16 protein-coding genes and 1 pseudogene are annotated in these 20,448 nt (G+C 63.2%); 5 read left to right on the forward strand and 12 right to left on the reverse strand.

The window, feature by feature from the left end; translation table 11 throughout:
• Positions 1-128 precede the first annotated feature (128 nt).
• From purD to ACMGGN_RS25115, 12 genes are all read right to left on the reverse strand, one after another.
• Positions 129-1,424: a phosphoribosylamine--glycine ligase gene (gene purD / locus ACMGGN_RS25060; protein WP_046787841.1), complete on the reverse strand. Its 1,296-nt coding sequence runs from the start codon at positions 1,422-1,424 to the stop codon at positions 129-131.
• 167 nt (positions 1,425-1,591) lie between these two features.
• Positions 1,592-3,199, reverse strand: coding sequence for a bifunctional phosphoribosylaminoimidazolecarboxamide formyltransferase/IMP cyclohydrolase (gene purH, locus ACMGGN_RS25065; RefSeq protein ID WP_115273798.1), 1,608 nt, complete (start codon positions 3,197-3,199; stop codon positions 1,592-1,594).
• Between the two features lie 81 nt (positions 3,200-3,280).
• Positions 3,281-3,601, reverse strand: coding sequence for a DNA-binding transcriptional regulator Fis (gene fis / locus ACMGGN_RS25070; protein ID WP_008093076.1), 321 nt, complete (start codon positions 3,599-3,601; stop codon positions 3,281-3,283).
• A complete protein-coding gene (dusB, locus tag ACMGGN_RS25075) occupies positions 3,598-4,611 on the reverse strand; it encodes a tRNA dihydrouridine synthase DusB (protein WP_115273799.1) in 1,014 nt (337 codons plus the stop codon). The genes fis and dusB overlap by 4 nt, the downstream gene beginning before the upstream one ends.
• A 205-nt stretch (positions 4,612-4,816) precedes the next feature.
• On the reverse strand, positions 4,817-6,145 hold the full coding sequence (locus ACMGGN_RS25080; RefSeq protein ID WP_115273800.1) for a DUF3426 domain-containing protein: 1,329 nt from the start codon (positions 6,143-6,145) through the stop codon (positions 4,817-4,819).
• A gap of 42 nt (positions 6,146-6,187) precedes the next feature.
• On the reverse strand, positions 6,188-7,066 hold the full coding sequence (gene prmA, locus ACMGGN_RS25085) for a 50S ribosomal protein L11 methyltransferase (RefSeq protein ID WP_046787844.1): 879 nt from the start codon (positions 7,064-7,066) through the stop codon (positions 6,188-6,190).
• 298 nt (positions 7,067-7,364) lie between these two features.
• A complete protein-coding gene (accC, locus tag ACMGGN_RS25090; protein ID WP_012316407.1) occupies positions 7,365-8,720 on the reverse strand; it encodes an acetyl-CoA carboxylase biotin carboxylase subunit in 1,356 nt (451 codons plus the stop codon).
• A gap of 17 nt (positions 8,721-8,737) precedes the next feature.
• Entirely contained in the window at positions 8,738-9,196 is a 459-nt protein-coding gene (accB, locus tag ACMGGN_RS25095; protein ID WP_046787845.1) for an acetyl-CoA carboxylase biotin carboxyl carrier protein, read from the reverse strand.
• A 102-nt stretch (positions 9,197-9,298) separates the two neighbouring features.
• Positions 9,299-9,751 carry a type II 3-dehydroquinate dehydratase gene (aroQ, locus tag ACMGGN_RS25100; RefSeq protein ID WP_012316405.1) on the reverse strand — a complete coding sequence of 151 codons (453 nt, stop codon included), beginning with the start codon at positions 9,749-9,751 and terminating at the stop codon, positions 9,299-9,301.
• 179 nt (positions 9,752-9,930) lie between these two features.
• Positions 9,931-11,712, reverse strand: coding sequence for a protein-disulfide reductase DsbD (locus ACMGGN_RS25105; protein WP_119687822.1), 1,782 nt, complete (start codon positions 11,710-11,712; stop codon positions 9,931-9,933).
• Between the two features lie 76 nt (positions 11,713-11,788).
• The gene (locus ACMGGN_RS25110) at positions 11,789-13,750 is read right to left on the reverse strand and encodes a methyl-accepting chemotaxis protein (protein ID WP_414156352.1); all 1,962 of its coding nucleotides are present in this window, start codon (positions 13,748-13,750) and stop codon (positions 11,789-11,791) included.
• Between the two features lie 113 nt (positions 13,751-13,863).
• Positions 13,864-15,243 carry a diguanylate cyclase gene (locus ACMGGN_RS25115; protein ID WP_046787848.1) on the reverse strand — a complete coding sequence of 460 codons (1,380 nt, stop codon included), beginning with the start codon at positions 15,241-15,243 and terminating at the stop codon, positions 13,864-13,866.
• 246 nt (positions 15,244-15,489) lie between these two features.
• On the opposite strand from ACMGGN_RS25115, the gene ACMGGN_RS25120 reads away from it, so the two are divergent.
• The 5 genes and pseudogenes from ACMGGN_RS25120 to ACMGGN_RS25140 all read left to right on the forward strand — a co-directional run bounded on the left by ACMGGN_RS25120 (position 15,490) and on the right by ACMGGN_RS25140 (position 20,355).
• Positions 15,490-16,557, forward strand: coding sequence for a DUF2333 family protein (locus tag ACMGGN_RS25120; protein ID WP_046787849.1), 1,068 nt, complete (start codon positions 15,490-15,492; stop codon positions 16,555-16,557).
• 2 nt (positions 16,558-16,559) lie between these two features.
• The gene (locus ACMGGN_RS25125; RefSeq protein WP_046787850.1) at positions 16,560-17,096 is read left to right on the forward strand and encodes an NUDIX hydrolase; all 537 of its coding nucleotides are present in this window, start codon (positions 16,560-16,562) and stop codon (positions 17,094-17,096) included.
• A 216-nt stretch (positions 17,097-17,312) separates the two neighbouring features.
• On the forward strand, positions 17,313-17,684 hold the full coding sequence (locus ACMGGN_RS25130; RefSeq protein WP_115273805.1) for a translation initiation factor Sui1: 372 nt from the start codon (positions 17,313-17,315) through the stop codon (positions 17,682-17,684).
• Between the two features lie 149 nt (positions 17,685-17,833).
• Positions 17,834-19,747, forward strand: coding sequence for an arginine decarboxylase (speA, locus tag ACMGGN_RS25135; RefSeq protein ID WP_012316398.1), 1,914 nt, complete (start codon positions 17,834-17,836; stop codon positions 19,745-19,747).
• 152 nt (positions 19,748-19,899) lie between these two features.
• Positions 19,900-20,355 (forward strand): annotated as a pseudogene (locus tag ACMGGN_RS25140) (REP-associated tyrosine transposase).
• Positions 20,356-20,448: the final 93 nt, after the last annotated feature.

Here is a 20,448-nt window from a genome sequence, read left to right on the forward strand (position 1 = left end):
CCCTTCCTAGCTGATGTGCCGTGTAGTAACTATGCGCGGCGCGCCAAGTCGAAGGCAAGGCCCGCGATGGGGCCCTGTCGACGAGCCGAAGGCCGCATGCGCAAGACGCTGCGGCTATCCGGTAAAGGTTATTGCTGGTGTTCACCGCGCTCGCGGGCGATAGCCCGGTAGCCGATGTCGGTACGGTAGAAGCTACCGTTCCAGGTGACTTCCTTGGCCAGGCGGTAAGCCTGCTGCTGGGCATCGGCAACCGTGCTGCCCATGGCCGTGGCGCAGAGCACGCGGCCACCGTTGGTCACTACCTGGCCGTCCTTGAGCGAAGTACCGGCATGGAACACCTTGCCTTCGATCTTGGCTGCGGCCTCCAGGCCGCTGATCGCGTCGCCCTTGGCGTAGTCGCCCGGGTAACCGCCGGCAGCCAGCACCACACCCAGGCTTGGGCGGGGGTCCCACTGCGCTTCGACCTTGTCCAGCGCCTTGGCGAAAGCGGCTTCGATCAGCAGCACCAGGCTCGACTCCAGGCGCAGCATGACCGGCTGGGTTTCCGGGTCGCCAAAGCGGCAGTTGAACTCGATGACCTTGGGGTTGCCCGCCTTGTCGATCATCAGGCCGGCATACAGGAAGCCGGTGTACACGTTGCCTTCTTCGGCCATGCCGCGCACGGTCGGCCAGATTACCTGGTCCATCACGCGCTGGTGTACATCGGCGGTAACGACCGGGGCAGGGGAGTAGGCACCCATACCGCCCGTGTTCGGGCCGGTGTCCTGATCACCGACGCGCTTGTGGTCCTGGCTGGTGGCCATTGGCAGCACGTTGTGGCCGTCGACCATCACGATGAAGCTGGCTTCCTCGCCGTCGAGGAACTCTTCGATCACCACGCGCGAACCGGCGTCGCCAAAGGCGTTGCCCGCGAGCATGTCACGCACGGCGGCTTCGGCTTCTTCCAGGGTCATGGCGACGATCACGCCTTTGCCTGCGGCCAGGCCGTCGGCCTTGATCACGATCGGCGCGCCTTTTTCCTGCAGGTAGGCCAGGGCCGGCTCGATCTCGGTGAAGTTCTGGTAGTCGGCGGTCGGGATCTTGTGGCGAGCCAGGAAGTCCTTGGTGAAGGCCTTGGAACCTTCCAGCTGGGCCGCGCCCTTGGTCGGGCCGAAGCAGTCCAGGCCGCGGCTGCGGAACAGGTCGACCACACCGATGACCAGCGGCGCCTCGGGGCCCACGATGGTCAGGTCGACGTTCTTCTCGGCGAAGTCTGCCAGTTGCTCAAGGGCGGTGACGTCGATGGCGACGTTCTCGCACTTGGCTTCAATGGCGGTACCGGCGTTGCCGGGGGCGACGAATACTTTCTCGACGCGTGGGTCCTGGGCGACTTTCCAGGCCAGGGCGTGCTCACGGCCGCCGCTGCCGATGATCAAAACTTTCATTACAGGCTCCTTCGGAGAAGCTGCAAGCTGCAAGCGTCAAGCAAAAGCGGTTCGCGCTGATCCTTTCAAATGCTCACAACTCAGGGATTCAAGGGGCTGTGGCTGCAAGCAGGAGCGACTGGGCCTGCTCTTGCTTGCAGCTTGCAGCTTAAAGCTTGCCGCTGCTATCAGTGGCGGAAGTGGCGCATACCGGTGAACACCATCGCGATGCCAGCTTCGTCGGCAGCGGCGATGACTTCAGCATCGCGCATCGAACCACCTGGCTGGATCACGGCGCTGATACCCACTTTAGCTGCATTGTCGATGCCATCACGGAACGGGAAGAACGCGTCCGACGCCATGACCGCACCTTGCACCTGCAGGCCGGCATGCTCTGCCTTGATGGCCGCGATGCGCGCGGAGTTGACGCGGCTCATCTGGCCGGCGCCCACGCCGATGGTCTGGCGCTGCTTGGCGTAGACGATGGCGTTGGACTTGACGAACTTGGCCACTTTCCAGGCGAACACCAGGTCGTGGATTTCCTGCTCGGTCGGTGCACGCTTGGTGACGATCTTCAGGTCATCTGCGGTGATCATGCCGTTGTCGCGGCTCTGCACCAGCAGGCCACCGTTGACGCGCTTGAAGTCCCAACCGGCGGCGCGCTCGGCTGGCCACTCGCCGCACTCCAGCAGACGTACGTTTTGCTTGGCAGCCACCACGTCGCGGGCAGCTTGGGAGATTTTCGGGGCGATGATCACTTCGACGAACTGGCGCTCGACGATGGCCTGGGCGGTTTCGCCATCCAGTTCGCGGTTGAAGGCGATGATCCCGCCGAAGGCCGATTCGGTGTCGGTAGCGTAGGCCAGGTCGTAGGCCTTGCGGATACCGCCCTCGTCTTCAGGCACCACGGCGACGCCGCATGGGTTGGCGTGCTTGACGATGACGCAGGCCGGCTTGACGAAGCTCTTCACGCACTCGAGCGCGGCATCGGTGTCGGCCACGTTGTTGAACGACAGCTCCTTGCCCTGCAGCTGGATGGCGGTAGAAACGCTGGCTTCGCCTTTGTTGGCTTCAACGTAGAACGCCGCGCTCTGGTGCGGGTTCTCGCCGTAGCGCATTTCCTGAGCCTTGACGAACTGGCTGTTGAAGGTGCGCGGGAACTCGCTGCGCGCTTCGGTGGACAGCGTGTCCTTGGCCTGGTCGATGGTGCCCATGTAGTTGGCGATCATGCCGTCGTAAGCGGCAGTGTGCTCGAAGGCCTTGAGCATCAGGTCGAAACGCTGGGCGTAGGTCAGGCCGCCGGCCTTGAGGCCCTCGAGGACGCTGGCGTAGTCGCCGGCGTTGACCACGATAGCGACGTCCTTGTGGTTCTTGGCAGCCGAACGGACCATGGTCGGGCCACCGATGTCGATGTTCTCGATGGCGGTCGGCAGGTCACAGCCAGGTTTTGCGATGGTGGCTTCGAATGGGTACAGGTTGACGGCGACCAGATCGATCGGCTTGATGCCGTGCTCGTTCATGATGGCGTCGTCGACACCGCGACGGCCGAGGATGCCGCCGTGGATCTTCGGGTGCAGGGTCTTGACCCGGCCGTCCATCATTTCGGCGAAGCCGGTGTAGTCGGCCACTTCCACCGCGTTCACGCCGTTGTCCTTGAGCAGCTTGTAGGTGCCGCCGGTGGACAGGATCTCGACACCGAGCTGCTGCAGCTCACGAGCGAATTCGAGGATACCGGTCTTGTCGGAGACGCTGATCAGGGCGCGGCGGACTGGCAGGCGGGTAGTCTGGTCGGTCATTTCGGATTCCAATAACGCGGTGGAGTCAGCAAAAAAGGCGCCTCTGTTCAGGGAGCCGCCTTTTCTGATTGGGATTCTGGCTTACAACAAGTCGTACTGCTTGAGTTTCTTGCGCAGGGTGCCTCGGTTGAGCCCGAGCATCTCGCTGGCCTTGGTCTGGTTGCCCTTGACGTAATTCATCACGCTTTCGAGCAGGGGCGCCTCGACTTCGGAGAGCACCAGGTTGTACACGTCAGTGACGGTAGCGCCTTCCAGGTGTGCGAAGTAGTTGTGCAGCGCCTTCTCGACGCTGTCACGAAGGGTCTGGCCCTCTTCGCTCGGCGTGTTGAGGTGCTGTTTGAGGTTGGCGTTGTCGCTCACGGGCGTTGTTCCACTCACTAATGTCTCGGTCATCATCGTCATGCGGCCACCCCTTGTCCGTCCTCTGTCTCAAGGCTCTGTCGACGTTCGCTGAAATACGCTCGAACGTTGGCGCACTGCGCTTGTGTGTCTTCCAAAGCGTTGAACCGGGAGCGAAACTCCTTGCCGCCGGGTCGTGTTGCCAGGTACCAGCCAACGTGCTTGCGGGCGATACGTACGCCCATCACATCGCCATAGAAGGCGTGCAGCGCGGCAAGGTGCTCCAGCAGGATACGTTCCACTTCGTCCAGCTGCGGGGCCGGCAAATACTGGCCAGTCCCCAGGTAATGCTCGATCTCGCGAAAGATCCAGGGCCGCCCCTGGGCGGCCCTGCCAATCAGCAGACCGTCGACGCCGGTGGCGTCCAGCACCGCCCGGGCCTTTTCTGGCGAAGTGATATCGCCGTTGGCAAAAACCGGGATGGACACCGCCTGCTTGATGGCAGCGATGGTGTCGTATTCGGCTTCGCCGGTGTACAGGTCGGCGCGTGTGCGGCCATGCACCGCCAGCGCCTGGATGCCAGCCTGCTCGGCGATCCTCGCCACGTTCAGGCCGTTCTTGTTCGCCCGGTCCCAACCGGTGCGGATCTTCAGGGTCACCGGGACGTCCACCGCGCCGACGACGGCGTGGAGAATCTCGCTGACCAAAACTTCATCTCTCAATAAAGCAGAGCCTGCAGCTTTGTTGCAGACTTTTTTCGCCGGGCAACCCATGTTGATGTCGATGATCTGGGCGCCAGCTTCGACGTTGGCCCTGGCCGCCGCCGCCATCATCTGCGCATCGCCACCGGCGATCTGTACCGAGCGCGGCTCGGGATCGCCTTCGTGAATGCGGCGCAGGCTCGACTTGCGGCTGTTCCACAGGCTCATGTCGCTGCTGACCATCTCCGACACCACCATGCCCGCGCCCAGGCGCTTGCAAAGTGTACGGAAAGGCTGGTCCGTGACCCCGGCCATGGGCGCGAGGATCAGGTTGTTGCGTAGTGTGTATGGGCCGATGCGTACCGCCGACATAGGTGTTCCCTGTTGTGGGGCCGAATCATTGGAGTCGAAAAAGGGTTGGCATAATACCCGCTCTCGGTGACCGGATAAAGATGGATTTGGATAAATTCTGAACAGTTGTAGGCTTATGCCTTTGGGCTACAAGCTTCAGCTTCAAGCGGCAAGAGGAAGCAGACCGGTTGTCGGCTCGCTTCTCTTGCAGCTTGCCGCTCGACGTTTATTCGGGGGAGCGGAAGCTGAGGCTGTAGTTCACTGCTTTCGGGCCAGGGTCGAGGATGTCCAGGGCAATGTGGATCGGCGTCTGGCTGGGCATTTCGCCACGGCCGGCCAATTCACCCGAGAGATACTCGCTCGGCTTGAAGCGCCGGCTGGCGATCAATTGGCCATTGAGGTCGGCAAAACGCAGTTCCAGCAGCGGGAACGGCTGGGCGAAGGGCGCGCGGTTGTAGATGATCGCATCGACGATCAGCGCGCCCTTGAAGTCAGGGTGGCTGCGCACCACCAGGTTGCTGCTCTTGATTCGGCCGATGTCGACACGGGTGGGCACCTCGCAGCCAAGCATCGGGCACAGTTGCTGGAAGAGCGGGCGGTACTGGTCCTGGCGCGCCATTTCGTCGAAATGGAACCACACGTACTGGAATGCCAGCAGGCCGGCGGCCAGCAGGGTGAGCAAGCCCCAGAGCACGCGTTTGCCCCAGTGGGGGCGCGGCTTCTCCCAGCCCAGTTGCAGAGGGTCGTCGACCACGTCGATGAGCGGCTCCTTGCGTGACGGGCGCTGGGGCTTGGCAGTGAAGCCAGGTTCAAGGCGCTCGCCGGTCAGCGCCGGGGCAGGGGTGTCATCGTGCGCCGCCAGATGCAGATCCGTATCGTCATCATCGCGGGCGCTCAGGCCTTTTTCGTGAACGGGTTCGTCATCTGGCGACAGCCGCTCGGAAAAGTCGTGCGCGTTATCGCGCTCGGCAGCCCGATGCGTGGCAGGTTCATCATCGAAGTCCAGGTCCAGGTTGCCGTCCAGTGTGGGCTCGGTGCGATCGCCTGGGGCGGGCTCCAGGTCCAGTGGCTCCTGCTCCAGCAGTACCGGGGCGGGATCGACGGTTTCCAGCGGCTCATGGTGATCGTCGGTTGCATTACCGAACAGTGCGTCGCCATGGGGCTCGGCGGCGGGCTCGTCACGCCGTGCCTGCAGTGCATCGGCAGGCGCGGCAGGGCGCGGCTCGTCTGGCTTGCCACGGCGTTCGAGGCGGGCCAGTTCCTGGTCCAGGTCGAGTTCGTCGAGGGCTTGCGCTGTGGCTGCCCAGTCTTGCGGCTCGGCGGCTGAGCGCTCGCTGACCGGGGGCTCGGGCGCGGTGACGGGCGCGACCACCGGTATCGGCGGCACGGCCGGGGCGGCGCTGGCGCGGTTCTGCTCCAGCAGTTGCTTCGCCGCGTTGAACACCTGCAGGCAATGGCCGCAGCGCACTACGCCGCGCGCCACGCTCAACTGGTGATGGGTGACGCGAAAGCTGGTCTGGCAATGCGGGCACTGGGTGACGAAACTGTCGGTCATGCGGCGATCCGGGAGCTGTGCAGAGAAGTATTTTAGGCCCGCTTAGCGGCGGCGACCACTGATGCGCACCCAGCCGTCGCGCACGACGATCGGGTCCAGCTCGAAGTCGGCGGCGTAGGCCGCGGCGACCTCCTCACCCTGTTCGGCAAGGATGCCAGACAACGCGAGCAGGCCACCTGGGCGTACCAGGCCGGACAGCTGCGGCGCCAGCGAGACCAAAGGGCCAGCCAGGATATTGGCGACCAGCACGTCGGCCTGCATGGCCGGCATATGCTCGGGCAGGTACAGCGCCAGCTTCTCGTCGGCGACGCCATTGCGCTGGGCGTTGTCACGCGAGGCTTCGATGGCCTGCACGTCGATGTCGGTACCGACCGCTTCGCGTGCGCCCAACAACAATGCAGCGATGGCCAGAATGCCCGAGCCGCAGCCGAAGTCCAGCACCTGGGTGCCTTCGAGCTGTTGGCCGTCGAGCCATTCCAGGCACAGGGCGGTGGTCGGGTGGGTGCCGGTGCCGAAGGCCAGGCCAGGGTCAAGCAGCAGGTTGACTGCGTCCTTTTCCGGCGCTTCGTGCCAGCTTGGCACGATCCACAGGCGGCGGCCGAAGCGCATTGGCTGGAAGTTGTCCATCCAGCTGCGTTCCCAATCCTGATCTTCGATCACTTCGGCCTGGTGTTCCGGCAGCTGCGCACCGGTCAGCAGGCGCAGGTGAGCGAATACCTGCTCAGGGTCGGCGTCCGCCTCGAACAGTGCCAGCAGGTGCGTGTGCGACCACAGCGGCGTGGTGTTGAGGTCGGGTTCGAAGATGGGCTGGTCTTCGGCGTCCATGAACGTGACCGATACGGCGCCGACTTCGAGCAGGGCGTCTTCGTAGGTTTCGGCTTGTTCCGGGCTGATGGCCAGGCGTACTTGCAGCCAAGGCATGGCGGGCACCTTTGGTAAATCGAGAGGGGCAGCCCGAGGCTGCGCGAAGGCTGGCAGTTTACGCGAGTGCGGTGTGTTTGTGGATGACTTGAGGGGCTGCCTTGCAGGCCAATCGCCGGCGAGCCGGGTCCAACGGGCTCTTCACTGTTTTTCAGTGCACTGATCTGACTGTAGGCGCAGGTTTGCCAGCGATCGGGCCGGTAAACGTGGTAACGCATAACCGATGGTCTGAGAGCAGCCCTACAAAAAAGAACCCCGGCACAGGGCCGGGGTTCTTCGCTGCATCACGCTAACGCGATCACTCCTGGTTGGCCAGTTTGTGCTCGAGGTAGTGGATGTTCACGCCGCCTTTGCAGAAACCTTCATCACGCACCAGGTCGCGGTGCAGCGGGATGTTGGTCTTGATGCCGTCGACGACGATCTCGTCCAGGGCATTGCGCATGCGCGCCATGGCTTCGTCGCGGTCCTTGCCGTAGGTGATCAGCTTGCCGATCAGCGAGTCGTAGTTCGGCGGAACCGAATAACCGCTGTACAGGTGCGAATCGACGCGAACGCCGTTGCCACCCGGGGCGTGGAAGTGCTTGACCTTGCCTGGGCTCGGAATGAACTTCTTCGGGTCTTCGGCGTTGATCCGGCACTCCAGCGAGTGGCCGCGGATCACCACGTCTTCCTGACGGATCGACAGCTTGTTGCCAGCGGCGATGCTGAGCATCTCCTTGACGATGTCGATACCGGTGACCATCTCCGAGACCGGGTGCTCAACCTGCACACGGGTGTTCATTTCGATGAAGTAGAAACGGCCGTTTTCGTACAGGAACTCGAAAGTACCGGCGCCACGGTAGCCGATCTCGACGCACGCATCGACGCAACGCTTGAAGACTTCCTGGCGGGCCTTCTCGTCGATGCCCGGGGCAGGTGCTTCTTCAAGTACCTTCTGGTGACGACGCTGCAGCGAGCAGTCGCGGTCGCCCAGGTGGATGGCGTTGCCTTGGCCGTCGGACAGCACCTGAACTTCCACGTGACGTGGGTTGGTCAGGAACTTCTCCAGGTAGACCATCGGGTTGCCGAAGGCTGCACCGGCTTCGGTACGGGTGAGCTTGGCCGAGGCGATCAGGTCCTCTTCCTTGTGCACCACGCGCATACCGCGACCACCACCACCACCGGCGGCCTTGATGATCACCGGGTAGCCGACATCACGCGCGATCGCCAGGGCGACCTCTTCGTCTTCCGGCAGCGGGCCATCGGAGCCCGGTACGGTCGGTACGCCGGTCTTGATCATCGCGTCCTTGGCCGAAACCTTGTCGCCCATCAGGCGAATGGTGTCGGCGCGCGGGCCGATGAAGGCGAAACCGGACTTCTCCACCTGCTCGGCGAAGTCGGCGTTTTCCGCGAGGAAGCCGTAACCCGGGTGGATGGCGGTAGCGCCTGTCACTTCAGCGGCGGCGATGATCGCCGGGATGTGCAGGTACGAATCTTTGGACGAAGCAGGACCAATGCAGACCGACTCGTCTGCCAGGCCCAGGTGCATCAGTTCGCGGTCGGCCGTGGAGTGCACGGCGACGGTCTTGATGCCCAGTTCTTTGCAGGCACGCAGGATCCGCAGGGCAATTTCCCCGCGGTTGGCGATCAGGACTTTTTCCAGCTTCCCAGACATCGTTGGCTCTCCGCGAATCAAACGATGGTGAACAGCGGCTGGTCGAACTCAACCGGCTGACCGTCTTCCACCAGGATGGCGTCGATAACGCCGCCGACATCGGCTTCGATGTGGTTCATCATCTTCATCGCTTCGACGATGCACAGGGTGTCGCCTTTCTTCACGCTCTGGCCAACTTCAGCGAAGTTCGGCGAGGTCGGCGAAGGCTTGCGGTAGAAGGTACCGACCATTGGCGAACGGATCACGGTGCCTTTGAGGGCCGGGGCAGCGGCGGCAGCTTCGGCAACCGGGGCAGCAGCGGCCGGAGCAGCTACAGGCGCGGCAGCCATTGGCGCAGGTGCGTAGAACTGTTGAGCGGCTGGGGTCTTGCTGTGACGGCTGATACGGACCGACTCTTCGCCTTCCTTGATCTCCAGTTCGTCGATGCCAGACTCTTCCAGCAGCTCGATCAGTTTCTTGACTTTACGGATATCCATTAATCATCAACTCCCAAAGGTTCGGTCAGGGGGCATTAAGTTAAAAACGTATCTGAAACGTTTTTCTCGAACCCCGGCCCACTCAGGCCAGGGCTTCTATCATCAGGGCTGTGCGTTGGCAGCCAGTTGTTCCAGTGCGGCCTCCAGGGCCAGGCGATACCCGCTGGCGCCCAGGCCGCAGATCACCCCTACGGCTACATCGGAGAAGTAGGAGTGGTGACGGAACGGTTCGCGTTTGTGCACGTTGGACAGGTGCACTTCGATGAATGGGATGCTCACCGAAAGCAATGCGTCACGTAATGCGACGCTTGTGTGGGTGAAAGCAGCCGGATTGATCAGGATGAAGTCCACACCCTCGTTGCGTGCGGCGTGAATACGGTCGATCAGCTCGTACTCGGCATTGCTCTGCAGGTACTGCAGGTGATGGCCTGCGGCGCGGGCGCGCTGTTCCAGGTCCTGGTTGATCTGGGCCAGGGTCACGGCGCCGTAGTGGCCCGGTTCGCGGAGCCCGAGCATGTTCAGGTTGGGGCCGTGAAGCACCAGTAGCGTTGCCATCTGCAGATTCCTTGGATTTGTAGGGCAATTCGACACAGCGCGGCGAGTGTGCCGTAAAGCGACGGCAAGTGTCCAGTTCCCGGCAATAGCCAGCACGATGTCCGAGGTTCGCGCGAAGTATGTGACCAAATATTAAAATCTGGTCACTCGTTCGCAGAAATATGCCAGCACGCGGGAAGTTATAGACCGAGTTTGCCGCGCACGCGCGCCAGAACACCCGCAAATTCGGCGGCGTTTATCTCGCCAATGACCCGATCGGTGGTCATTTCGCTGCCGTTCGCGGCAAAGAACAACAGTGCAGGCGGGCCGAACAGCTGGTAGCGGTCGAGCAGGGTACGTTGCTCGGCGTTGCTTTCGGTGATGTCGAAACGCAGCAACTTGAATGCGCCCAGTTGCGGTTGGACCTGCGCTGCGTTGAGTACTTCATGCTCGATGACTTTGCAGCTGATGCACCAGTCGGCGTACCAGTCGAGCAAGACCGGCTGCCCCGCAGCTTTCGCCTCGGCCAGGGCCGCGTCAAGTGCGGCCGGCGTAGTGACGGTTTGCCAGGCATCCACCGAAGCTGCCGGGCCACTGCCGACGGTTGTCGGCGCTGGCGCAGGCAATGGGCGCAGCGGGTCGCCCTGGCCATTGAGGGCGCCGTACCAGCAGGCCAGGCCGTAGACCAGCAGGGCCAGGCCCAGCAGTTGCGCCAGGCGTTGGCGTGGCGCCTTGACCACGAACTCCAGCGCACCGAGGAAAACGGCTACGCCCACGCTCAGGAAACCGACCAGCAACAAGGTTGCCGGCCCCGGCAGCACGCGGCTGAGCAGGCCGATGGCGAGGCCCAGCAGCAACACACCAATAGCGTTTTTCACGGTGTTCAGCCAAGGCCCGCTCTTTGGCAGCCAGGCCGCGCCCCCAGTAGCTACCAGCAACAATGGCGCGCCCATGCCCAGGCCGAGGGCAAACAACTTGAGTGCGCCACCCAGGGCGTCACCGCTGGCACTGATATACAGCAAGGCGCCGGCCAATGGTGCCGAGACGCACGGCGAAACCAGCAGGCTGGACAGCACGCCCAGCACTGCTGCACCCAGCAGCGAGCCGCCCTTGGTGCGGTGGGCGAGCGTGTCCAGGCGATTGTTCAAGGCCTGTGGCAGTTTGAGTTCGAACAGGCCGAACATGGCCAGTGCGAACAGCACGAAGAACAGCGCGAAAGGCACCAGTACCCAAGCCGATTGCAGCCGCGCCTGCAGGTTCAGGCCTGCACCGAACAGGCCCATCAGCGCCCCCAGCAGGGCGAAACTGGCGGCCATGGCCAGCACATAGGCCAGCGACAGGGCCAGGCCGCGCAGGCCGGCGACCTGGCCGCGCAGGACCACTCCAGAGAGGATCGGCAGCATTGGCAGCACGCAGGGCGTGAAGGTCAGGCCGACCCCGGCGAGGAAGAACAGCAGCAACGATTTCCAGCTCCAGCCTTGCTCGCTGGCCGTCGCCGGGGCGTCGGCCGTGCTCCCCCCTGCGCCGTCGATGCTCAGGCGTGCCGTCTCTGGTGGGTAGCACAGGCCCTTGTCGGCACAGCCCTGGTAGCCGACCAGCAGGGTGAATGCGCGGGCGTCGGTGCGCGGCAGTTCGATGTCGAGCACCCCGTGGTAGACCTCGACGTCGCCGAAGAACTCATCGTGCTTGGCCTCGCCCTTGGGAATGTTCGGCGAACCCAGGGTGATGTCTGCCGGTTCGCTGCGGAACTGGAAGCGATGGCGGTAGAGGTAATAGCCGTCGGTGGCGACGAAGCGCAGTTTGATGGTGTGCGCATCGGCCTGGACCAGGCTGAGCTTGAAGGCTTCATGTACGGGCAAAAAGTCTGCGCTGTTGCTCAGCGAGGCGGCGCCGAGGGTGGCGCTGGGGCGGTTGTCGAGCAGGCCCGTGGCGAAGGCAGGGCTGGCCAGCAGCAGGAACAGCAGGAAAAACAGGCGGCGCATGGCGGACTCGCGAGGTGGAACGTGCCCGGCATGATAGCGGAGTTGGCCTTGGTTGGGGGGCAGTGCAGGCAAACGATCACAGCCTGAAGGCCCGCACCGCACGGTTCAGCTCGCCGCCAAGGGTCAGCAATTGCTCGCCCTGCTCGCGCCCTTCACCGATGCGCTGCAGGTTGTCTTCACCCAGCTCATGAATCCGCTCGCTGTGCCCTCGAATCTCGCTCACCGCATCAGTCTGCTGCGCCGTGACGTCGGCAATGCGCACTGCAGTATCGGCGATGGTGCGGATCGCGTTGACGATCTCGTCCAGCGCGCCATCGGCAGCCTGAGCCTGGTCAGCTGTGGCTTGCGCATGTTCCAGTTGCGCCCGCATACCTGTCACCGACTCCCGTGCCGCCTGTTGCAGCCGGTCGATCAAGGCCTGGATCTCGCCAGTGGCGCCTGTGGTGCGTTGTGCCAGCGAGCGTACTTCGTCTGCAACCACGGCAAAGCCGCGGCCCATTTCCCCCGCGCGGGCGGCCTCGATGGCGGCGTTCAATGCCAGCAGGTTGGTCTGCTCGGCGATCGATCTGATCACGGTGAGCACACCGCCGATGGTGGCCGACTCCTCGGCCAGCTGTTCGATCATGCGTGCATTGCCCTGCACCTCATCGACCAGCGTACGCAGCCCGCCGAGGCTCTGGCCGATCACCGTCTGGCCTTGCTCAACGGCGCGGCCAGCATCGCGGCTGGCATCAGCCGCGGAGCTGGCATCACCGGCCACCTGCAAAATGGTGGCTTCCAGTTCGCCCAGCGCATCGCGTATCTGTCCGGTGTCACCGGCCTGGCGCTCTGCGCCGTCATGCAGGGCGGCGCTCATGCCGGCCAGTGCGTGGCTGCTGCCGGCCACCTGCTCGGCGTTGTGGCGGATGGTGCCGACCAGCTCCACCAGGTACTGGCGCAGGCGGTTGAGCGATTCCTGGATGTCGTGCAGCTCGCGGTTGGTCTTGCCCAGGGCGATGGGGGCGGCGAAGTCGCCTTCGGCCCATCGCGACAGGGCCGGGGCCAGGCCGGTCAGGGTGCGCGTCAGCCGCCGCTGCAATGTGTCGATGAGCAGGGCGATCAGCAGGATCAGGCCGATCATCAGGCCCTGGATAAGGCGCACTTCGCTGGCGATACGGGCGTGCTGGCCGCGCACTTCAGGCTCAAGGCTGGCGATGGCTTTTTGCACGGCGTCGAGCCGTTCGTTGGTGCTGGCGGCCAGCGCTGTGCGCCGCTCGATCTGTTCGCGGGTGCGTTGCAGTTCGCCAGGGTAGCGGCTGAGCAGGCTCTGCAGTTCGCGCTTGAGGCCAACGGCTACGTCTTCCTGTTGTCCGGCGGCCTGCGTTTCCAGGCCCATCATGGCAGCGAAATCATCGGCGTTGGATTCAGCGGCGCGGGTCACGCCCAGCAACGGCAGGTTGTCGATGACCTGAGCCTGGGCGCGGATCAGTTGCAGCTCGCGTTCCACCTCGTCGGCCAGCTCGGCGCGGCCGCTGCTGACCAGTTTGTCACGGGCAAGCGACAGGCGGCCCAGGTGTACGCTGGCGTCGAGCAACGGCGGCAGATAACGGCTCGCGTCGCTGCTGGCGCTGTCACGGGCATAGCCGGAGAGTTGTTCGAAATTGGCGCCTAGCTCACGTTCGGCCTGCAACAGCAGGGCTTGAGGGTCGCCGGCCAGCTTGCCGGCCGCGAGCAGCTCGTTGGCTGTGAAGGCTTGCAGGGTATCGAGGCTTGGGCGCAATTGGCCGGCCAGCTCTTCAGGCCAGTCGGCCAGTGCCTGCCCAAGCTGTTGGTTGGCCTCCAGCGCCGCCGCATGGCGCAGGGCGTCGCCGCTGCCCAGATAAGCCTGGATGTTGCGCGCGGCTTGGTTCTGGAACTGCTGCGACAGGCCCAGATAGCGTTCCATCAATTGATAGGGGCGCTCCAGGGCGCGCTGCGACCACCAAAGGGTCGCGCCCAGAGCGATACACACGGTCACCAGCAACAGGGTGTTGAAATTGGTCAGCCACTTCAGGCGCATAGCCGCGAACTTCCTGCGGGGGTGGAGGGGTAGGTGCCTGAAGTTATTGCTATTTTGTGACGGGGTGATGACGATGGTGGCTTAACGCTATCTAATGGGCGCGGGCCGGCCGGCTAAGGCTCGACCCGCACCACACAGTTGCGCCCCGCATGCTTGGCCCGATACAGCGCCTCGTCAGCGGTGCTGGCCATGCTCAATGCATCGAGCTCATCGTCCAGCTGCACCACCCCGGCACTGAACGTGCACCGCAGGTCGCAAGGCTGTGCCGGGTAGAGGATTTCGGCGAAGCGCCGGCGAATCTCGTCGAGCACCTTGTGCGCGGCATCCAGTGCGGTGTTGGGCATGACGATGGCGAACTCCTCGCCGCCATAGCGGCCGATGAAGTCGGTCTTGCGCAGCCGTTGCTTGAGAAAAAGCGCCAGGCTTTTGATAACCCGATCACCCATGGGGTGGCCATGGCGGTCGTTGATCTTCTTGAAGTGGTCGATGTCGAGCATGGCAAAGCTGAGCGGCTGGCCCTCGCGACGGGCGCGAAAGCTGCAATCTTCCAGCAATTGCAGGATGTGCGTGTGGTTGTACAGGCCGGTAAGGCTGTCGCGGACCATGCGCGACTTGAGGTGGCGCGCTCGGGCAGCACGGTTGCGCACAGTGGTGATCAGGTGGCGCGAGCGGATCGGTTTGGTCAGAAAGTCGTCGCCGCCCTCGCTCATGGCGTCGAGCTGTTTGTCCAGGTCGTCCTCGGCGGACAGGTAGATGATGGGGACGCTGACGTAGCGGTCGTTGTGGCGGATCACTTTGGCCAGTTCCGGGCCCGAGCAGGCTGGCATGTACAGGTCGAGAATGATCAGGTCGGGCTGGAACTCGGCCAACTCGGCCATGGCGCGGATCGGGTCGGTCAGGCTGCGGGTGATCATGCCGGCGCTGCCCAGCACGCGTTCGGTGTGCAGTGCCTGGGTGCGCGAGTCGTCGATGATCAGCACGCGCAGCGGTTCAAGAGGCGCGGTGCTGGTCATGATCTCGAGCTTCTCAAGCAGGCTGGAGGCTTCCAGTGTGCCGGTGAGAAATGCTTGACCACCTGCGCGTACTGCGGCCAGGCGCGTTGGCGTGTCGGCTTCGTGCAGGCTGAAGAACAGCAGCGGGATCGGCTGCTCCAGACCCGACTGCGCCTGTGCCGCCAGTTGCATGCCGCAACCTGGCCCGCTGAAGTCGACATCCATCACGATGGCAGAGGGTGCCTGCTCGGCCACTGACGCCAGCAAAGCGTCGACGCTGAACAGCGCTTGCACGCTCAGGCCGAAGAACTCCAGTTGCTGGGCCAGACGCTCGGCGCGCTCATGGTCGCGCAGCAGCAGATACACCGGCCTGCGGGCAGGTGGCAACGTCAGCTGATCAAGTTGGTCGCCCTGGCGCAAACGAGTGCGCGACAGGCGTTGCAACAGGTGATCGAGCTCCTGCTTGAGGCGCTCTTGGCTCGGCTCCGCGGCTTGGGTCATGTCCTGACTACTTATTAGTGGGATATGCAGGTGCGATGATGGCTCTATGCTAGCAGCTCTTTCCAGGCATGCGAGTGCGCGGGATCAACAAAGCGTTGATGACGAATATTCAGTTGCTGACCGATTGGTCGCTTATGCGTACGGTGGTGTCTGCTTTATAGTGCAGCAACGTGGGCTTGCCGTGGCACCCTGGCACTGGCCTGTGGTCAAAAGCCCTGAACCGTCGTGACTGATAAGGACAAAGCCATGCTGGACTGGAAAAACCGCGAGGCCAAGGCCGAGCCCCGTGAGCGTGTCGATGGCCGCGGTGCTGCCGCCCGTAGCTATGTGGGTGGCCTCTGGAGCCGAGCCCTGGGGACCCTGATCGGGTTGTACCTGCTGGTCTGCATCGGGCTGGGCTGGTACTGGAGCCAGGAACCGGAGCTGTTCCCGGTGCAGCAGAATGCCCAGGCAGCAGCCGAGCGCAACGGCCAGCAGATGGTGATTGGTTACACCACCATCGAAACGCTCAAGACTGTGGCCGAAACCCTGCTGAACAAGCCGGGCGGCTACATTTCCAACGATCGCTTCCCGCCGGGGCTGTGGATGGACAACATGCCGAGCTGGGAATACGGCGTGCTGGTCCAGGTGCGTGACCTGTCCCGCGCTTTGCGCAAAGACTTCGCCCGCTCGCAGTCGCAGTCCACCGAGGACGCCGACCTTGCCAAGGCCGAGCCGCGCTTCAACTTCGACAACAAGAGCTGGATCCTGCCATCGAGCGAATCGGAGTTCGAAGAGGGCATCAAATCGCTTGCCCGCTACCAGACCCGCCTGGCGGCTGGCGACAAGGGTGCGATCTTCTATACCCGTGCCGACAACCTGAACAACTGGCTGGGCGATGTCGCCACGCGCCTGGGTTCGCTGTCGCAGCGCCTGTCGGCAAGTGTTGGCCGGGTCAAGCTCAATACCACCCTGAAGACCGAATCGGTGGTTGCTGGCCAAGCGCCGCAGGTGGACGAGGAGGTGGTGGAAACGCCTTGGCTGCAGATCGACAACGTGTTCTACGAAGCCCGCGGCCAGGCTTGGGCGCTGTCGCACCTGCTGCGTGCCATCGAAGTGGACTTCGCTGACGTGCTGGCGAAGAAGAATGCCACCGTCAGCGTGCGCCAGATCATTCGTGAACTGGAGGCGTCGCAGGAAGCGTTGTGGAGCCCGATGGTGCTCAACGGCAGCGGCTTCGGCATGTGGGCCAACCACTCGCTGGTCATGGCCAACTATATTTCGCGGGCCAACGCGGCGGTCATCGACCTGCGTCAACTGTTGTCGCAGGGTTGAACATGGCTATAAGCCCCAACGAGGCCGCCCACCGGGCGGCTTCCGACCGCGAATTGGTCGCCTGGGTGGACGAAGCCGACCAGGTGCTTGGTGCGCTGCCCAGGGCGGAGCTTCGCGAGCGTGGTCTGATTGGCCGCTGTACCTTCATTCTGCTGTTCAATGGCGCCGGTGAGTTGTGCGTACACCGGCGCACCTTGAGCAAGGCGCTGTATCCGGGCTATTGGGATGTGGCCGCAGGCGGCATGGTGGCGGCGGGGGAGGCGTATGCCGACTCGGCGGCCCGGGAACTGGCCGAGGAGTTGGGCATCGAGGGCGCCGAGTTGCGTTTCCACGAACGGTTCTACTTCGACCAGCCCGACAACCGGTTATGGTGCGCGGTGTATTCGGCAGTGTCGGACGCGCCGCTGCGGTTGCAGCCTGAAGAGGTGAGCGAGGCGAGGTTCATCAGCCTCGCCCAGGCTGAGGCAGAAAGCCTCAGCAAGCCCTACTGTCCGGACTCGTTGGCGGCGCTGCAGCGGTACAAGGTCAGTCTGGGCTAAGGCTGGGGCCGCTTTGCGGTCCCAGGTCCCATGAGTCGCAAATCTTTCGCAAAATGGCGCATTCCGGTACTTAGCAATCACCTGATTTATCGTTACACTGCGCGCCCTTTTCGGGCTGTTGCAGGATCTTGCGGCAGTAGCGCCGCCCCTGCCAGAGTGGGGCTTCGCGGTCGGCTCCTGCCGACCAGTTTTTGTCCTCAGCACAGAGGAACAAAAGTGGCCAAGAAAGCTTCTTCCTTTTCCGCCCTTGGCGGTCTCGTGTTTTCCACCGACGCCGGTCGGCACTGCCCCGACTGTAGCCAGCCGGTGGGTGCCTGCATCTGCAAGCAGCAAACCATCCCCGAAGGCGACGGCATCGCCCGTGTTCGCCGTGAGAGCAAAGGCCGTGGCGGCAAGACCGTGACCACTGTCACCGGCGTGCCGCTGCCGCCAGACCAGCTCAAGGAGCTGGCCACCACCCTCAAGCGCCGCTGCGGTACCGGCGGTGCCCTGAAGGACGGGGTTATCGAGATCCAGGGCGACCATGTCGAGCTGTTGATCGGCGAGCTGACCAAACAGGGTTTCAAGGCGAAAAAGTCCGGGGGCTGAGGCCATCACGCGATTTTTTGCCCAGCGCTTTCTAAACTCGTTCCCGTGACCAGGGTCTATTGCTGGGCACGGATGAATCGTCATTTCCAGCTTTTACACTGCGCCCGCCACCATGTGGGGCAGTGTTTTCGACTTTATAGGGGACTTGAATGTCCGTACGACGCACACGCAAAGACGATGGTAGCCAATGGACCGTGGCCGACAGCCGCAGTGTTTATGGTATCCGCCATTGGGGCGCTGGTTATTTCGCCATCAATGAAGCCGGGCGCGTCGAAGTGCGCCCCAACGGCCCTCAGAGCGCGCCGATCGACTTGTTCGAGCAGGTCGATGAGCTGCGCCAGAGCGGCTTGTCGCTGCCGCTGCTGGTACGCTTCCCCGACATTCTGCAGGACCGCGTGCGCCAGTTGACTGGTGCCTTCGACGCCAACATCGCGCGCCTTGAGTACCAGAGCCAGTACACCGCGCTGTATCCGATCAAGGTCAACCAGCAGGAAGCGGTGGTAGAGAACATCATCGCCACGCAGAACGTTTCCATCGGCCTGGAGGCAGGTTCCAAGCCTGAACTGCTGGCGGTGCTGGCGCTGGCGCCGAAGGGCGGCACCATCGTCTGCAACGGCTACAAGGACCGCGAGTTCATCCGCCTGGCGCTGATGGGCCAGAAGCTCGGCCACAATGTGTTCATCGTCATCGAGAAAGAGTCCGAAGTGGCGCTGGTGATCGAAGAGGCCGCCGAGCTCAAGGTCAAGCCGCAGGTTGGGCTGCGCGTTCGCCTGTCGTCGCTGGCTTCGAGCAAGTGGGCAGACACCGGTGGCGAGAAGTCCAAGTTCGGCCTGTCGGCTGCCCAGTTGATTTCGGTCGTGCAGCGCTTCCGCGATGCCGGGCTGGACCAGGGCATCCGCCTGCTGCACTTCCACATGGGTTCGCAGATCGCCAACCTGGCCGACTACCAGCATGGCTTCAAGGAAGCCATCCGCTACTACGGCGAGCTGCGTGCCCTGGGCCTGCCGGTCGACCATATCGACGTGGGCGGTGGCCTGGGTGTGGACTACGACGGCACCCACTCGCGCAACGCCAGTTCGATCAACTACGACATGGACGACTATGCCGGCGTGGTGGTGGGCATGCTCAAGGAGTTCTGCGACGCGCAGGGCTTGCCGCATCCGCACATTTTCTCTGAGAGTGGCCGTTCGCTGACTGCGCACCACGCCATGCTGGTGATCCAGGTGACCGACGTCGAGAAACACAACGACGACGTGCCGACCATCGAAAACAAGGAAAGCCTGCCCGAGACCGTGCAGTGGCTGGCCGACCTGCTCGGCCCGACCGACATCGAGATGGTCACCGAGACCTACTGGCGCGCCACGCACTACATGGGTGACGTGGCAGCGCAATATGCCGATGGCAAGATCAGCCTGGCCGAAAAGGCCCTGGCCGAGCAGTGCTACTTCGCCGTGTGCCGTCGCCTGCACAACTCGCTCAAGGCCCGCCAGCGCTCGCACCGCCAGGTGCTGGACGAACTGAACGACAAGCTGGCCGACAAGTACATCTGCAACTTCTCGGTGTTCCAGAGCCTGCCGGACACCTGGGCCATCGGCCAGGTGCTGCCGATCATCCCGTTGCACCGCCTGGACGAAGAGCCGCTGCGCCGTGCAGTGCTGCAGGACCTGACCTGCGACTCCGACGGCAAGATCAACCAGTACGTCGACGAGCAGAGCATCGAGACCAGCATGCCGGTGCACTCGCTCAAGGACGGTGAGGACTACCTGCTGGGCGTGTTCCTGGTCGGTGCCTACCAGGAAATTCTCGGTGACATGCACAACCTGTTCGGTGATACCGACTCGGTGAACATTTACCAGAACGCCGATGGCAGCGTGTTCCACGCCGGTATCGAGACCCACGACACCATCGAAGACATGTTGCGCTATGTGCACCTGTCGCCGGAGGAGTTGATGACCCACTACCGCGACAAGGTGGCCAGCGCCAAGATCAGCGCCCGAGAGCGTACCCAGTTCCTCGATGCACTGCGCCTGGGGCTGACCCGGTCTTCCTACCTGTCGTCGTGATTGTCACGGCCGCTCCTGCTACCCCTGTAGGAGCGGCCTTGCGTCGCGAATGAGGGCACAGCCCTCACCGGTGTCACATCAGGAAAAGGAACAAACGTACCCAGCTGCATGGGGCTGACTACCGTTGAACGCAATGTTCAAGGGATACCGACATGGACCGTCAAGGCAATCACCGTTTGCGCAAAGGCCGCCACTCGGAGCAGGGGAGGTTGTATCTATTAACAACGGTTACCCGCAATCGCGCTCCAATCTTCAAGAATCTTCCTTTCGCCCGAGCCGCCATTCAACAGTTGCGGCTAAGCGATCAGGAAGCGTGCTGTCGAACGCTGGCGTGAGTCTTGATGCCAGATCATCTGCACTGGCTGATCGAGCTAGGCCACGGAACGCTTGGCGAATTGATGTGCGCATTCAAATCTCGAAGCAGTTGCGCGCTTTATCGAGCCGGAGCTGATAGGCGCCGTATCTGGCAACCTGGCTTCCATGACCGAGCGTTACGGCGTGAGCAGGACATCAGGGCCGTTGCTCGATACATCATCGCCAACCCAATCCGTGCCGGACTGGTACAGCGTGCTGGCGAGTATTCTCACTGGGATTGTGTGTGGCTGTGAGTATGCAGGTGAGGGCTGCGCCCTCATTTCGCGACACAAGGCCGCTCCTACAGCGGTCGCTCGTAGAGCGGCCTTGCGTCGCGAAAGGGCTGC

Origin of the sequence: Pseudomonas sp. BNK-30, assembly GCF_047456185.1 — a bacterium.
Classification (GTDB): domain Bacteria; phylum Pseudomonadota; class Gammaproteobacteria; order Pseudomonadales; family Pseudomonadaceae; genus Aquipseudomonas; species Aquipseudomonas putida_E.